General features: G+C 72.0%; 12 protein-coding genes. 5 read left to right on the top strand and 7 right to left on the bottom strand.

Annotation, left to right across the window (positions count from 1 at the left end):
* Positions 1–8: 8 nt before the first annotated feature.
* Positions 9–2,147, bottom strand: a complete 2,139-nt coding sequence (locus OG624_RS30650; RefSeq protein WP_033217688.1) for a 3-hydroxyacyl-CoA dehydrogenase NAD-binding domain-containing protein — start codon at positions 2,145–2,147, stop codon at positions 9–11.
* Positions 2,144–3,370 (bottom strand): thiolase family protein, encoded by a 1,227-nt coding sequence (locus tag OG624_RS30655; protein ID WP_033217689.1) that lies wholly within the window; start codon positions 3,368–3,370, stop codon positions 2,144–2,146. Before OG624_RS30655 ends, OG624_RS30650 begins: the two co-directional genes overlap by 4 nt.
* A 342-nt stretch (positions 3,371–3,712) precedes the next feature.
* On the opposite strand from OG624_RS30655, the gene OG624_RS30660 reads away from it, so the two are divergent.
* Entirely contained in the window at positions 3,713–4,885 is a 1,173-nt protein-coding gene (locus OG624_RS30660) for an alpha/beta hydrolase (protein ID WP_078909136.1), read from the top strand.
* Positions 4,886–4,937: 52 nt separating this feature from the next.
* On the opposite strand, the gene OG624_RS30665 is transcribed toward OG624_RS30660, so the two are convergent.
* The 3 genes from OG624_RS30665 to OG624_RS30675 form a co-directional block, all read right to left on the bottom strand.
* Positions 4,938–6,221: a ribonuclease D gene (locus OG624_RS30665; RefSeq protein ID WP_078909137.1), complete on the bottom strand. Its 1,284-nt coding sequence runs from the start codon at positions 6,219–6,221 to the stop codon at positions 4,938–4,940.
* A 161-nt stretch (positions 6,222–6,382) separates the two neighbouring features.
* The gene (locus tag OG624_RS30670) at positions 6,383–7,045 is read right to left on the bottom strand and encodes a helix-turn-helix transcriptional regulator (RefSeq protein ID WP_007267191.1); all 663 of its coding nucleotides are present in this window, start codon (positions 7,043–7,045) and stop codon (positions 6,383–6,385) included.
* A gap of 273 nt (positions 7,046–7,318) precedes the next feature.
* Positions 7,319–7,975 carry a DUF3000 domain-containing protein gene (locus OG624_RS30675; protein WP_033217695.1) on the bottom strand — a complete coding sequence of 219 codons (657 nt, stop codon included), beginning with the start codon at positions 7,973–7,975 and terminating at the stop codon, positions 7,319–7,321.
* Positions 7,976–8,066: 91 nt separating this feature from the next.
* On the opposite strand from OG624_RS30675, the gene hemE reads away from it, so the two are divergent.
* Together hemE and OG624_RS30685 are read left to right on the top strand one after the other, a co-directional pair.
* Positions 8,067–9,131: a uroporphyrinogen decarboxylase gene (gene hemE, locus OG624_RS30680; protein ID WP_033217698.1), complete on the top strand. Its 1,065-nt coding sequence runs from the start codon at positions 8,067–8,069 to the stop codon at positions 9,129–9,131.
* An 88-nt stretch (positions 9,132–9,219) separates the two neighbouring features.
* Entirely contained in the window at positions 9,220–10,407 is a 1,188-nt protein-coding gene (locus OG624_RS30685) for a GDSL-type esterase/lipase family protein (protein ID WP_371640058.1), read from the top strand.
* Positions 10,408–10,414: 7 nt separating this feature from the next.
* Here the strand turns inward: OG624_RS30685 and OG624_RS30690 are convergent, their stop codons facing one another.
* Together OG624_RS30690 and OG624_RS30695 are read right to left on the bottom strand one after the other, a co-directional pair.
* A complete protein-coding gene (locus OG624_RS30690; protein ID WP_161291975.1) occupies positions 10,415–11,794 on the bottom strand; it encodes an FAD-dependent oxidoreductase in 1,380 nt (459 codons plus the stop codon).
* Positions 11,795–11,853: 59 nt separating this feature from the next.
* On the bottom strand, positions 11,854–12,855 hold the full coding sequence (locus OG624_RS30695) for a DUF4349 domain-containing protein (protein WP_033217704.1): 1,002 nt from the start codon (positions 12,853–12,855) through the stop codon (positions 11,854–11,856).
* A 154-nt stretch (positions 12,856–13,009) separates the two neighbouring features.
* Here OG624_RS30695 and hemG point away from each other — a divergent pair, with 154 nt between their 5' ends.
* A complete protein-coding gene (gene hemG / locus OG624_RS30700; protein WP_371589874.1) occupies positions 13,010–14,494 on the top strand; it encodes a protoporphyrinogen oxidase in 1,485 nt (494 codons plus the stop codon).
* A 4-nt stretch (positions 14,495–14,498) separates the two neighbouring features.
* On the top strand, positions 14,499–15,212 hold the full coding sequence (gene hemQ, locus OG624_RS30705) for a hydrogen peroxide-dependent heme synthase (RefSeq protein ID WP_030719802.1): 714 nt from the start codon (positions 14,499–14,501) through the stop codon (positions 15,210–15,212).
* Positions 15,213–15,317: the final 105 nt, after the last annotated feature.

Below are 15,317 nucleotides of genomic sequence, written 5' to 3' on the forward strand. Positions count from 1 at the left end.
GACCCGGACTAGGCCGGGATGCTCGCGAGGCCGGGGGCGAGGAACTTCTTGCCGTTCACGCGCTCCGAGACGCCTTCACGGTCCAGGTACGGCGTGATGCCGCCCAGGTGGAAGGGCCAGCCGGCGCCCGTGATGAGGCAGAGGTCGATGTCCTGGGCCTCGGCCACGACACCCTCCTCCAGCATCAGGCCGATCTCCTGCGCCACCGCGTCCAGGACGCGGTCGCGGACCTGCTCCTCGGTCAGGACGACATCGCCCTGGACCAGGAGCGCGGCGACCTCGGGGTCCAGCTCCGGCTTGAAGCCGTTCTCGGCGGAGTAGACGTAGAAGCCGCGCTTGCCGGCCTTGACGACCGCCGCGAGGTTCGGGGAGACGGTGAACCGCTCCGGGAAGGCGCGGTTGAGGGTCTCGGAGACGTGCAGACCGATCGCCGGGCCCACGAGCTCCAGGAGCACCAGCGGGGACATCGGCAGGCCGAGCGGCTCGATGGCCTTCTCCGCCGTGACGACCGGGGTGCCCTCGTCGATGACGTTCTGGATCTCGCCCATGAAGCGGGTCAGGATGCGGTTCACGACGAACGCCGGGGCGTCCTTGGTGAGGACCGCGGTCTTCTTCAGCTTCTTGGCGACACCGAAGGCCGTGGCCAGCGAGGCGTCGTCGGTCTGCTCACCGCGGACGATCTCCAGCAGCGGGAGGATCGCGACCGGGTTGAAGAAGTGGAAGCCGACCACGCGCTCCGGGTGCTGGAGCTTCGAGGCCATCTCCGACACCGACAGCGAGGAGGTGTTGGTGGCGAGGATCGCGTGCGCCGGGGCGACCGCCTCGACCTCCGCGAACACCTTCTGCTTGACGGACATCTCCTCGAACACGGCCTCGATGATGAAGTCCGCGTCCGCGAAGCCCTCGGCCTTGTCCAGGACACCGGTCACCAGGGCGGTCAGGCGGTTGGCCTTGTCCTGGTTGATGCGGCCCTTGCCGAGCAGCTTCTGGATCTCGGCGTGGACGTAGCCGACACCCTTGTCCACGCGCTCCTGGTCGATGTCGGTGAGGACCACCGGCACCTCCAGGCGGCGCAGGAAAAGCAGCGCCAGCTGCGAGGCCATCAGGCCCGCGCCGACGACGCCGACCTTGGTGACCGGACGGGCCAGGGACTTGTCCGGGGCACCGGCCGGGCGCTTGGCGCGCTTCTGCACCAGGTTGAAGGCGTAGATGCCCGAGCGCAGCTCGCCGCCCATGATGAGGTCGGCCAGGGCCGTGTCCTCGGCGTCGAAGCCGGCCTGCAGGTCGCCCGACTTGGCGGCGGCGATGATGTCCAGCGCGCGGTAGGCGGCAGGAGCGGCGCCGTGCACCTTGGAGTCCGCGAAGAAGCGGCCCTTGGCGACGGCCGCGTCCCAGGCCTCGCCGCGGTCGATCTCGTCGCGGACGACCTCGGTGGTGCCGTTCAGGACGTTCGCGGTCCACAGGAGCGACTGCTCCAGGAAGTCCGCGCCCTCGAACAGCGCGTCCGCGATGCCCAGGTCGAAGACCTGCTTGCCGCGCAGCTGCTTGTTCTGGTTGAGCGAGTTCTCGATGATGACCGAGACCGCGCGCTCGGCGCCGATCAGGTTCGGCAGGATGGCGCAGCCGCCCCAGCCGGGAACCAGGCCGAGGAAGACCTCGGGGAGCGAGAAGGCCGGGATGGCCTTCGAGACGGTGCGGTAGGTGCAGTGCAGACCGACCTCGACACCGCCGCCCATGGCCGCGCCGTTGTAGTACGCGAAGGTCGGGACCGCCAGCGCCGAGAGGCGCTTGAAGACGTCGTGGCCGCCCTTGCCGATGGCGAGCGCCTCGTCGTGCTTCTTCAGCAGCTCGACGCCCTTGAGGTCGGCGCCGACCGCGAAGATGAACGGCTTGCCGGTGATGCCCGCGCCGACGATGGAGCCCGCGAGGGCCTCCTGCTCGACCTGGTCGATCGCCGCGTTCAGGTTGGCGAGGGACTGCGGGCCGAAGGTGGTCGGCTTGGTGTGGTCGAAGCCGTTGTCCAGCGTGATGAGGGCGAAGCGCCCGGCGCCGAACGGCAGGTCCAGGTGACGGACGTGCGCGGACGTGACGACCTCGTCCGGGAACAGCTCGGCCGCGCCCTTCAGGAGCTCAGCGGTGGTGCTCACTTGGAGTCTCCCTCGGCGTTGAAGTTCGGGTTCTCCCAGATGACGGTCGCGCCCATGCCGAAGCCGACGCACATGGTGGTCAGGCCGTAGCGGACGTGCGGCTGCTCCTCGAACTGACGGGCCAGCTGCGTCATCAGGCGCACGCCGGAGGAGGCGAGCGGGTGACCGAAGGCGATGGCGCCGCCGTACTGGTTCACGCGGGCGTCGTCATCGGCGATGCCGTAGTGCTCCAGGAACGCGAGGACCTGGACCGCGAAGGCCTCGTTGACCTCGAAGAGACCGATGTCGTCGATCGTCAGGCCGGCCTGGGCCAGGGCCTTCTCGGTGGCCGGGATCGGGCCGTAGCCCATGACCTCGGGCTCGACACCCGCGAAGGAGTACGAGACCAGACGCATCTTGACCGGGAGGTTGTTCTCCCGGGCGAAGTCCTCGGACGCGATGATCGCGGCGGTGGCACCGTCGTTGAGACCGGCGGCGTTGCCCGCGGTGACCCGGCCGTGCGTACGGAACGGGGTCTTCAGGCCGGCCAGGTTCTCCAGCGTGGTGCCCGGGCGCATCGGCTCGTCGGTGGTGACCAGGCCCCAGCCCGTCTCACCGGCCGCCTCGTTGGTGTTGCGCACCGAGATCGGGACCAGGTCCTGCTGGATCTTGCCGTCGGCGTACGCCTTGGCGGCCTTCTCCTGCGAGCGCACGGCGTACTCGTCGGCGCGGAGCTTGGTGATCGTCGGGTACCGGTCGTGCAGGTTCTCGGCGGTCATGCCCATGAACAGGGCGGACTCGTCGACCAGCTTCTCGGAGACGAAGCGCGGGTTCGGGTCCACGCCCTCACCCATGGGGTGACGGCCCATGTGCTCGACACCGCCGGCGAGGGCGACGTCGTAGGCACCGAAGGCCACACCGCCCGCGACGGCGGTCACGGCGGTCAGCGCGCCGGCGCACATGCGGTCGATGGAGTAGCCCGGGACGGACTGCGGGAGGCCCGCGAGAATGCCGGCGGTACGGCCCAGCGTCAGGCCCTGGTCACCGATCTGCGTGGTCGCGGCGATGGCGACCTCGTCGATCTTCTTGGGGTCCAGGTCCGGGTTGCGGCGCAGCAGCTCCCGGATCGCCTTCACGACGAGGTCGTCGGCGCGGGTCTCGTGGTAGATGCCCTTCGGGCCCGCCTTGCCGAACGGGGTGCGGACGCCGTCGACGAAGACGACGTCCCTGACGGTACGAGGCACGTTGGCTCTCCTCCAGGTGCGGGTGTGCACTGCTGCGCGTGGGGGCGTTCGGCGTAGGCCGCTGAGCGCCCGCTCACCCGACCCATGCTACTTGCGGGTAACCAATGTGCACACCCCCTCCCGGAGGAGCGGCGAAGGTCACACTCCGCGCCCCGCGGCGGGAGCCCGTGCGCCCCCTCCTCACGCCCGTCCGATCGGAGCGCGGACGGTGCCCCGATCGGGTCGGCCGGCCGATCGTCACGGTCACGTCAATGGCGTCGGGCACACCCGCTTCCGGATTCTGGCCTCGTCCCGGGGCCTCCCGCCCCCGGACCCCGGCCGACCCGAACGGAGACCCCGGCCATGCAGATCAAGACGATCGACCACGAGGTCAAGCACTCCTCCACCCTCCCCGTCAACGACGGGGAGGTGATCAAACTCTTCGTCCGGGAGCGTGACGGGACGAAGAATCCCACCAAACGCACGGCCGTCCTGATGCTGCACGGTCGCAGCGTCCCCGTCCTGCCCGGCGCGGACCTGGGCACCGGCGAGTACAACTGGATGCTGTTCCTCGCCAAGGCGGGCTTCGACGTCTTCGCCATGGACCTCCAGGGCCATGGCCGCTCGCCGCGCCCGGCGGTCATGAACGAGCCCTGCAACACCAATGCCACCCAGCAGGCGAAGCTCCTGCACGACAACCACCCGCTGCCGGGCCCCTGCACCCCCCCGTACGCCAAGCACCTCGGCGACTCCGCCGCCGACTGGGCCGAGGTCCACACCGTCGTGGAGTACATCAAGGCCGAGCGCGGCGTGGAGAAGGTCGCGCTGTTCGGCTGGTCCGCCGCCGCCATCGCGTTGGGCCCGTACGCCATCCAGCACCCGGAGAACGTCTCCAGCCTCTTCCTGCTCGCCCCGGTCTTCCGGCCGGACGGCCCCGAGAGCAAGCCCGGCACCAAGTGGGGAAGGCCGGACGCGCTGCCGCCGCCGCCCTCCCTGTGGAACTTCCCGATGTACATCACCGGGCGGCAGGGTTTCGGGGAGGCCTGGGACAAGGAACTCGGCTGCGCCGACGAGCAGCGTGAGGAGGGCATGGTCGACACCGTGTGGGCGGCGATCATGGAGAACGACGTGGTGGGCCGCAACTGGGGACCGCCGGTGTCCGGCGTGCCCTCGGGCGTGCTGCGCTTCCGCAACGCCTTCTGGTGGGGCTGGAACAAGTCCGGTGCCAAGGTGGACAACATCCTCGGCCACAAGGTGCCTGTGCTCATCGTCGTCGGCGAGCACGACAAGACGGTGAACAGCGTTCCGGGCACCAATCCCTTCCTCTCGGTCACCGAGCTCTACAAGGCCATCCCGGGTCCGAAGAAGATGCACTTCAAGGTCGCCTGCGCGGGCCACCAGATCCCCTGGGAACGAGTGGTCAAGCACGTCCACCACCTGTCCCGGAAGTGGCTCAAGCACACCGAGATCGACGGCAACACGAAGGGCACCTTCTACATGGACACGGAAGGCGACTACACCGAGCAACCCCTCTGATCCGGACGTGCCCCGGTCCGCGCGTCGCGGACCGGGGCACCTCGGCGACCGCCTACGCGGTGGCCGACAGGGCCGTGACCAGCACCGGGGTCACCAGTTCGATCTGCCAGGGCCGGGCGCCGTAGCCCGCGAGGACCTCCGCCACCGCGTCCGCGTGCAGCCGCTGCGGCGGCTCCCAGCACAGCCGACGGACGGTGTCCGGGGTGATCAGGTTCTCCTGCGGCAGGTTCAGCTCCTCCGCCAGCGCCGAGACGGCCGCACGGGCCGCCGACAGTCGGGCCGCGGCCGCCGGGTCCTTGTCCACCCAGGAGCGCGGCGGCGGGGGACCGGCCGGGGTCGCCCCGGGCTGCGGCAGCTCGTTCTCGGGCAGGGCCTTCGCCCGGTCCACGGCGGCCATCCACTGGTCCAGCTGCCGCCGGCCCATCCGCTGCCCGTAGCCGGGCAGGGCGGACAGGGTGTGCACGTTGGCGGGCAGGGCGAGTGCCGCCTCGACGATCGCGGCGTCGCCCAGCACCTTGCCCGGCGAGACGTCACGCCGCTGGGCGATCCGGTCGCGGGACTCCCACAGCTCCCGTACGACCGCCATCTGCCGACGTCGGCGCACCTTGTGCATGCCGGACGTCCGGCGCCACGGGTCCTTGCGCGGCGGGGCGGGCGGGGCGGAGGCGATGGCGTCGAACTCCTGGCGGGCCCATTCCAGCTTGCCCTGCCGGTCCAGTTCCTTCTCCAGCGCGTCCCGCAGGTCCACCAGCAGCTCCACGTCCAGGGCGGCGTAGCGCAGCCACGGCTCGGGGAGCGGGCGGGTGGACCAGTCGACGGCGGAGTGGCCCTTCTCCAGCGCGTAGCCGAGCACGCTCTCGACCATCGCGCCGAGTCCGACCCGGGGGAAGCCGGCGAGGCGGCCGGCCAGCTCGGTGTCGAACAGCGAGGTGGGCACCATGCCTATTTCGCGCAGGCAGGGCAGGTCCTGGGTGGCGGCGTGCAGGATCCATTCGGTGCCGGACAGGGCTTCGCCCAGTGCGGACAGGTCGGGGCAGCCCACCGGGTCGATCAACGCGGACCCCGCACCCTCACGGCGCAGCTGCACCAGGTAGGCGCGCTGGCCGTAGCGGTACCCGGAGGCCCGTTCGGCGTCGACGGCGACGGGGCCGGTGCCCGCGGCGAACGCCGCGACCACTTCGGCGAGGGCGTCCGCGTCGGCGACCACCGGAGGAATCCCCTCACGGGGCTCCAACAAGGGAGTCGGCAGCCCACCGGGCGGAACAACGACGTCGTCCGAGGGGCCGCCCCCGGTGGTGGTGCGCAGGTCTGCTGCGGGATCTTGGGCGTCGGTCACCGGTCAAGGGTATCCGTGTATACGACGCGCCCGTCGCCGGAACGTTCCGTCGACGGGCGCGGGCGGTATGCGGGGCGTTTTCCCGGGGTATTCCGGGGGTCTCCCGGCAGGTTCCCGAGCGGCGGCTCCCGGGGTGGATATCCGGGGGCTCCGGCCGGCGGTCAGTGGATGATCCCGGTACGCAGCGCCACGGCGACCATGCCGGCGCGGTCACCGGTGCCCAGCTTGCGGGCGATCCGGGCGAGGTGGGACTTGACGGTCAGGGCGGACAGGCCCATCGAGACGCCGATGGCCTTGTTGGACTGGCCCTCCGCGACGAGGCGCAGGACCTCGACCTCGCGGCCGGAGAGCTCTCGGTAGCCGCCCGGGTGGCTCGGGGCACCCGGGGGGCGGCGGTGCATACGGGCGGCGGCAGCGCCGATGGGGGCGGCGCCGGGCCGGGTGGGGAGCCCGATGTTGGTCCGCGTACCGGTGACGACGTAGCCCTTGACGCCGCCCGCGAGGGCGTTGCGCACGGCGCCGATGTCGTCGGCGGCGGACAGGGCCAGGCCATTGGGCCAGCCGGCGGCCCGGGTCTCGGAGAGCAGGGTGAGACCGGAGCCGTCGGGCAGGTGTACGTCGGCCACGCAGATGTCGCGCGGGCTGCCGACGCGGGGGCGGGCCTCCGCGATGGACGACGCCTCGATCACGTCACGTACTCCGAGGGCCCACAGATGGCGGGTCACGGTGGAGCGGACGCGCGGGTCGGCCACGACGACCATGGCCGTCGGCTTGTTCGGGCGGTAGGCGACCAGGCTTGCGGGCTGCTCGAGAAGAACGGACACCTAGGCCTCCTGGGGGAGTGGCGGGACGGCCGGCTCGGGGAAGGAAGCCGGTGCGAACCGTGCGGATGGTCACCCACTCCTTCGGCACGTCACCCGCCCGGCTTTAGGGAATGATCACGATTTGGTGAGTAACAATTCGGGCAATTCGGACGCACGATCGATCATCGGTTGATCAGAAGCCCGCAAGGGACGCCGTCTTTCGACCGCCCGACCTGTTCTTCGCTCAGTCGTTCTGGGTCGCGCGCCGAATCCGGCGGCCGTCCGGCCCTGCGGCTACGGGTGGTGCGGACCGCGACGCTGTGGCAGGGAGACCACACCCGTCGCCGTGTCCGTCGGACCCACCGGCGGCAGCCCCGCGACCTGGCACAGCAGTTCGCACCACGCCGACAGGTGCGCCGAGGTGTCCGGCACCCCTCCCACGCCCTCGCGCGGCGTCCACGAGGCCCGGATCTCGATCTGCGTGGCCGGCCGCCGCTCCGCGAGCCCGCCGAAGTAGTGCGAGCCCGCCATCGTCACGGTGCCGCTCGCCTCCCCGTACGCCAGCCCGCGCGCCTGCAGCGCCCCCGTCAGCCAGGACCAGCACACCTCGGGCAGCAGCGGATCCGCGGCCATCTCCGGCTCCAGCTCCGCGCGCACCAGCGTCACCAGCCGGAACGTCCCCTGCCAGGCGTCGTGCCCGGACGGATCGTGCAGCAGGATGAGCCGGCCGTCGGCCAGGTCCTCCTCGCCGTCCACCACCGCGGCCTCCAGGGCGTAGGCGTGCGGCGCCAGTCTCTGGGGCGGTTTCGTGGGGTCGATCTCGATACCCGGACGCAGCCGGGCCTTCTTCAAGCCGTCGACCGCCCGCCGGAACGGGAGCGGGACGGAGCTCTCCTTCGCGCTGTCCATACCCTCGGCGCCATCTGAAAATCGTCCCTGAGCCGCAGCCATGCGGGGAAGACTAGGCGGAACGAGCGCCCGTGCGCCGCAGGGACACCCTCGCCGGGTCGGACACTTCTTCATACGTGCGAAGATTTGGGTCGTGAGCGCCAACACCCGCCCCACGGGCCAGCCGAGTCAGACGTACGATTCCGCCTTCCTGAAGGCGTGCCGGCGGGAGCCGGTGCCGCACACCCCGGTGTGGTTCATGCGGCAGGCGGGACGCTCACTCCCGGAGTACCGCAAGCTGCGCGAGGGCACGCAGATGCTGGAGTCCTGCATGCGGCCCGACCTGGTCACCGAGATCACCCTGCAGCCGGTGCGCCGCCACAAGGTGGACGCGGCGATCTTCTTCTCCGACATCGTGGTCCCGCTGAAGGCCATCGGCGTCGACCTGGACATCAAGCCGGGCATCGGCCCGGTCGTCGCCCAGCCGATCCGCCGCCGTGAGGACCTCGCACAGCTGCGCGACCTCACCCCGGAGGACGTCTCGTACGTCACCGAGGCGATCGGCATGCTCACGGGTGAACTGGGCGCCACGCCGTTGATCGGATTCGCGGGCGCGCCTTTCACCCTCGCGAGCTACCTGGTCGAGGGCGGCCCCTCCAAGAACCACGAGCACACCAAGGCCCTCATGTACGGGGACCCGCAGCTGTGGGCCGACCTCCTGGACCGCCTCGCGGAGATCACCTCCGCCTTCCTCAAGGTCCAGATCGAGGCCGGCGCCTCCGCGATCCAGCTCTTCGACTCCTGGGTCGGCGCCCTCGCGCCGGCGGACTACCGCCGCTCGGTGATGCCCGCCTCCACCAAGGTCCTGGAGTCCGTCGCCTCCTACGGAGTGCCGCGGATCCACTTCGGAGTGGGCACGGGCGAGCTCCTCGGCCTCATGGGTGAGGCCGGCGCGGACGTCATGGGTGTCGACTACCGCGTCCCGCTCGACGAGGCCGTGCGCCGGGTCGGCCCCGGCAAGGCGCTCCAGGGCAACCTGGACCCGGCCGTGCTCTTCTCCACCACCGAGGCCGTCGAGGCCAAGACGGACGAGGTCCTCGCGGCCGCCGCCGGCCTGGAGGGCCACGTCTTCAACCTGGGCCACGGCGTCCTCCCGACGACCGACCCGGACGCGCTGACCCGCCTGGTGGACTACGTCCACACCCGCACCGCGCGCTGAACCCGCACCCCGCCGCATCATCACCGGGCGCACCGCGCCGTCCGGTAATGATGTGGCGGACGCGGGGGCCGGTCGGCAGGGTGTGTGCATGAGCCACGAATCCGCCCGGATCACCACACCCATCACCCCGGACCTGCTGCGCGGCGCCCTGGACCTGGAGCGCACCGAGCACGGGCTGCTGCCGCACCGACTGCCCGCGCGAGCCCGCGCCCAGTGCGCCGACGGCGATCTGGCCACGGTCGAGACCCAGCCCTCCGGGGTACGGCTGGCGTTCCGCACCCGGGCCACCGTCATCGAGCTGGACACGCTCCGCACGAAGATGGCCTACGACGGCGCACCGCCCCGCCCCGACGGCCTGTACGACCTGCTCATCGACGGCCTGCCGGCCGATCAGGGCCACGTCGGCGGCGGCAACGTCCTCCAGGTGGACATGGCCACCGGCGCCACCGAGACCCGGCCCGGCCCGCCCGGGACCGTACGGTTCTCCGGCCTCCCGAACCGGGCCAAGGACATCGAGATCTGGCTGCCCCACAACGAGATCACCCAGCTGGTCGCCCTGCGCACCGACGCCCCCGTCGAGACACCGCCGGACACGGGCCGCCGCCGGTGGCTGCACCACGGAAGTTCGATCAGCCACGGCTCCGACGCCGCGAGCCCCAGCACCACCTGGCCCGCGCTGGCCGCCGGCCTCGGCGGGGTGGAACTGACCAACCTCGGCCTGAGCGGCAACGCCCTGCTCGACCCCTTCACCGCCCGGGTCCTGCGCGACACCCCGACGGACCTGATCAGCGTCAAGATCGGCATCAACCTCGTCAACCGCGACCTGATGCGGCTGCGGGCCTTCGGCCCCGCCGTGCACGGGTTCCTCGACACCGTGCGCGAGGGCCACCCCACCACCCCGCTCCTGGTCCTCTCGCCGATCCTGTGCCCCATCCACGAGGACACCCCCGGCCCCAGCGCGCCCGACCTCGGCGAGCTCGCCGAGGGGCGACTGCGGTTCCGGGCCGCAGGCGACCCCGCCGAACGGGCCTTCGGCAAGCTGACCCTGGGCGTCATCCGCGAGGAGCTGGCCCGGATCGTGCGCCTGCGTGCCGCCGACGACCCGAACCTGCACCTCCTCGACGGCCGCGCCCTCTACGGCGAGGGGGACACGGCCGAGCTCCCGCTGCCCGACGCCCTGCACCCGGACGCGGCCACGCACCGCCGGATGGGCGAACGCTTCGCGGCCCTCGCCTTCGCCGCGGACGGCCCGTTCGCGCCGCCGGCCGCCCTCTAGAAGGTGTCTAGACGGCGGCGCGGACCGCGGCGACCGCCTTGCGGGCCGCCACCAGGATCGGGTCCCAGACGGGGGAGAACGGCGGCGCGTAGCCCAGGTCCAGGGACACCATCGCGTCGACCGTCATGCCCGCCGTGAGGGCGACCGCCGCGATGTCCACCCGCTTCGCGGATCCCGCGCCACCGACGATCTGGACCCCGAGGAGGCGGCCCGTACGGCGTTCCGCCAGCATCTTCACCGTCATCTCCGCCGCGCCCGGGTAGTAGCCCGCGGTGTTGGTGGAGGTGATGGTGGCCGTCACGAAGCGCAGGCCCGCCTCCAGGGCGTCCCGCTCGCGCAGCCCCGTACGGGCGATCTCCAGGTCGCAGACCTTGCTGACCGCCGTCCCGACCACCCCGGGGAAGGTCGCGTAGCCGCCGCCCACGCCCGAGCCGATGACCTGACCGTGCTTGTTGGCGTGCGTGCCCAGCGGGATGTGCCGGGTGCGGCCCGCGACCAGGTCCAGGACCTCCACGCAGTCGCCGCCCGCCCAGATGTTCTCGTGGCCCCGGACCCGCATCGAGAGGTCCGTGAGCAGGCCCCCCGAAGGGCCGAGGGGAAGTCCGGCCGCGCGGGCGAGCGCCGTACGGGGCTCCACCCCGATGCCGAGCACGACCACGTCCGCCTCGTACTCCTCGCCCCCCGACGTGGCCACCGCGCGGGCCCGACCCTCCTCGTCGGTGAGGATCTTCGTCACCTCGGCGCGGGAGACCGTACGGATCCCCATCCGGTTCATCGCGCTGTGCACCAGGCCGCCCATGTCCGGGTCCAGCGTGGCCATCGGCTGCTCGCCCCGGTGCAGGACGGTGACCTCGTACCCCCGCGCCACCAAGGCCTCGGCCATCTCCACGCCGATGTACCCCGCGCCGACCACGACCGCCCGGCGGCCCTCCGTGCGCCGCAGGGTTCCCATCAGCCGTTGGCCGTCGTCCAGGCTCTGGATGCCGTGGACCCCGTGCGCGCCGATGCCGGGGAGCCGGGGGCGGACCGGACGGGCGCCCGTCGCCAGGACCAGCTTGTCGTACTCCGTCCAGGATTCGGACCCCGTGTCCAGATCGCGGGCGCGGACCCGGGACCCGGAAAGATCGAGCTCCACGACCTCCGTGCGCATGCGCAGATCGATGTCCCGGGCCCGGTGCTCCTCGGGGGTACGGGCGATCAGGTCGTCGCGTTCGGCGACCTGACCGCCGACCCAGTACGGGATCCCGCACGCCGAGTAGGAGGTGAAGTGCCCGCGCTCGAAGGCCACGATCCCCAGCTCCGCCGGGCCCTTCAGCCTGCGGGCCTGTGACGCGGCGGACATCCCCGCCGCGTCACCGCCCACCACCACCAGTCGTTCCGTCGCCATCGTCCGTACCGCCCCTTCACCACCGTCGGATGGTGAACACGCTACGGCCGAACGCGCGTTCAGTCCTGTACGTCGGCCTCCGCGTCCGGAGCCTTCCGGGCCGCCGGCACCGTCGGCCGCCACGGCGCCGGGGCCGGCTTCGGCGCCGCCGGACGCCACCGCCGGTAGACCCGGAACAGCACCAGCACCACCGCGGCCGTCAGCGCGAACGGCAGCACCGCGCCCACCGCCACCGTCAGATAGCGCACGACCTTCGTGAAGACGTCCCAGCCCCCGCCCAGCGCCCCCAGGAAGGTGGGCTCCTTCTTCTTCTCCTTCTTCTCCGGCTCCGGCTTCGCGACCGGCTCCGAGACCTCCAGCGTGATCGTGCCCAGCGAGGTCCGGTCCTTCAGCGCCGTCTGCTGCGCGAGCAACGACTCCAGGTCGGACTGACGGCGCGACAGCTCGCTCTCCAGCATCACCACCTCGCTCAGCGCCGAGGCCTTGCCCATCATCTCCCGCACCCGCGCCACGCTGGCCTGCTGCGAGGCGACACGGCTGCCGATGTCGGCGACCTTCTCCGTGACGTCCTGCGCGTCGACCTTGCGGTGCAGGAGCTTCCCGCTGCCCTCCATGGCGCCGAGCACGGCGTCGTAGCGCTCGCCCGGCACCCGCAGGGTCAGCGTCGAGGTCATCCGGCCGTTCTCGCCGCGCTTGGTGGACTCGTTGCCGACGTAGCCGCCCGCGTCGTCGGCGGCCGTGCGGGCCGCGGCGAGCGTCTTCTGGACGTCCGCCGTCTCGATGCCGAGCGTCGCCGTGCGGATGACGTTCGGGCGGACCGCGACCGGCGGCCGGTCGTTCTTACCGGTGTCGGTGGAGGAGCCCGCGGCGCCCGCGGACCCCGCCGGCGCCGGGGCCGCCGCGGCGCCCTCCGGAGCCTTGCCGTCGGCGGCGGGCGCCACCGCGGCCTTGTCGTTCGCGGAGCCCTGGCCGCTCGCCCCGCAGCCGGTGAGGGCGAGCGCCCCGACCAGCGAGAGGGCGGCCAGGGCCGCCGCGGAACGGTGTCTGTCGAAGCTACGCATCGCTGTGAACCCCCGAGGATCGGCTGGTGTTGCCGGTTCGACGTCCAGAGTCCCGTCGCGGGTTTCGAATCCACGGTCCCGGGGTGATCCCGATGAGGTCACGGTCCGGCCTCGGAGATCGGTCTGAGACGATGTGTCCATGCACGAAGCGGACATGCGTACGGATCGGCCGGGCGGCTCACCCCGGTCCGCCGGCTCCCCGGGCCACGCCGTCGTCATCGGCGGCGGTATCGCGGGCCTCGCGGCAGCCCACCGGCTGCTCGCCGAAGGCGTCCGCGTCACCCTGCTGGAAGCCGGACCGCGGCTCGGCGGCAAGCTGTACTCCGGTGAGCTCGCCGGCGCCCCCGTGGACCTCGGCGCCGAATCCATGCTCGCCCGCCGCCCCGAGGCCGTGGCCCTCGCCGAGGCCGTGGGCCTGGCCGACGCCGTGCAGCCGCCCGCCACCGCCACCGCCCACCTGTGGACCCGCGGCGCGCTGCGGCCGATGCCGCGCGGCCATGTCATGGGCGTCCCCGGCGACCTGGGACCGCTCGCCGCCTCCGGGGTGCTCTCCGCCGAGGGACTGGCCCGTATCGAGGCCGAGCGGACGCTGCCGCCCACCGAGATCGGCGACGACGTCGCCGTCGGCGAGTACGTCGCGGCCCGCCTCGGCCACGAGGTCGTCGACCGGCTGGTGGAACCGCTGCTCGGCGGGGTCTACGCGGGCGACGCCTATCGCATCTCCATGCGGGCCGCCGTGCCCCAGCTCTTCGAGGTCGCCCGTACGCACGCCCTCCTGGGCGACGGCGTCCGCGCGTTGCAGCGCCGGGCGCAGGCCTCGCCCCAGCAGGCCGGCCCGGTCTTCGCCGGCATCGACGGCGGGATCGGACGGCTCCCGATCGCCGTCGCCGAGGCCTGCCGCGCCGCGGGGGCCCGGCTCGTCACCGACACCCCCGTCAGCGAGGTCGTCCGTACGGCCGAGGGCTGGCGGGTGGTGGCCGGCGCCGAGGTCGTCGACGCCGACGCCGTGATCCTGGCCACGCCGGCCGGGGCCGCCGCACGGCTGCTGGACGGGCTCGCCCCGGCCGCCGCCGCCGAACTGCGCGGGGTCGAGTACGCCTCGATGGCCCTCATCACCATGGCGTTCCGCCGCTCCGACCTGCCGGAGTCCGTCTCCGACGGCGGCGCCAGCGGATTCCTCGTACCGCCCGTCGACGGCCGGACCATCAAGGCCTCCACCTTCTCCAGCAACAAGTGGGCCTGGGCCGGGACGGATCCCGACCTCTTCCTTCTGCGCACCTCGGTCGGCCGGCACGCGGACGAGAAGGACCTGTCGCGCGAGGACGGCGAGCTCGTCGACGTGTCCCTCGCCGACCTCGGCGAGGCCGTGGGCCTCGCGGCCCGGCCGATCGCCTCCACCGTCACCCGCTGGGAGGGCGGACTGCCCCAGTACCCGGTCGGCCACCTCGACCGGGTCGCCCGGATCCGCAGCGCCGTCGCGGCCCTGCCGGGCCTCGCGGTGTGCGGCGCGGTCTACGACGGCGTGGGCATCCCGGCCTGCGTCGCGAGCGCCGGCAAGGCCGTGGACGCGGTGATCGCCGCGCTCGGCGCGCGTACGGCACCCCTGGCACAGACCACTGATCAGCGCACGGGACAATAGGCACATGACTGCACCAGAGAAGATTCCCAACGCGGGGAAGAAGGCGAAGGACCTCAACGAGGTCATCCGCTACACCCTGTGGTCCGTCTTCAAGCTGAAGGACGTTCTTCCCGAGGACCGCACCGGCTACGCCGACGAGGTCCAGGAGCTGTTCGACCAGCTTGCCGCCAAGGACATCACCGTCCGCGGCAGCTACGACGTCTCCGGCCTGCGCGCCGACGCCGACGTCATGATCTGGTGGCACGCCGAGACGGCGGACGAGCTGCAGACCGCCTACAACCTGTTCCGCCGCACCAAGCTGGGCCGCGCCCTGGAGCCGGTGTGGTCGAACATGGCCCTGCACCGCCCGGCCGAGTTCAACAAGTCGCACATCCCGGCCTTCCTGGCCGACGAGGTCGCGCGCGAGTACGTCAGCGTGTACCCCTTCGTGCGCAGTTACGACTGGTACCTGCTGCCCGACGAGGACCGCCGCCGCATGCTCGCCGACCACGGCAAGATGGCCCGCGGCTACCCCGACGTGCGCGCCAACACCGTCGCCTCCTTCTCCCTGGGCGACTACGAGTGGCTGCTGGCCTTCGAGGCGGACGAGCTGTACCGCATCGTCGACCTCATGCGTCACCTGCGCGCCTCCGAGGCCCGCATGCACGTCCGTGAAGAGGTGCCCTTCTACACCGGGCGCCGCAAGTCCGTCGCCGACCTGGTGGCCGGGCTCGCCTGAGACCTCCCCTGGGGGGAAGGACCGGAGGACGACCACACCGTCAGGTGAGTTCCTCCGGTGGATCGGGAGGCTGGTCCGGAAGACGGCCCCTGCCCCCGAAACGAC

This window comes from Streptomyces virginiae, assembly GCF_041432505.1.
GTDB classification, from domain to species: Bacteria; Actinomycetota; Actinomycetes; order Streptomycetales; family Streptomycetaceae; genus Streptomyces; species Streptomyces virginiae_A.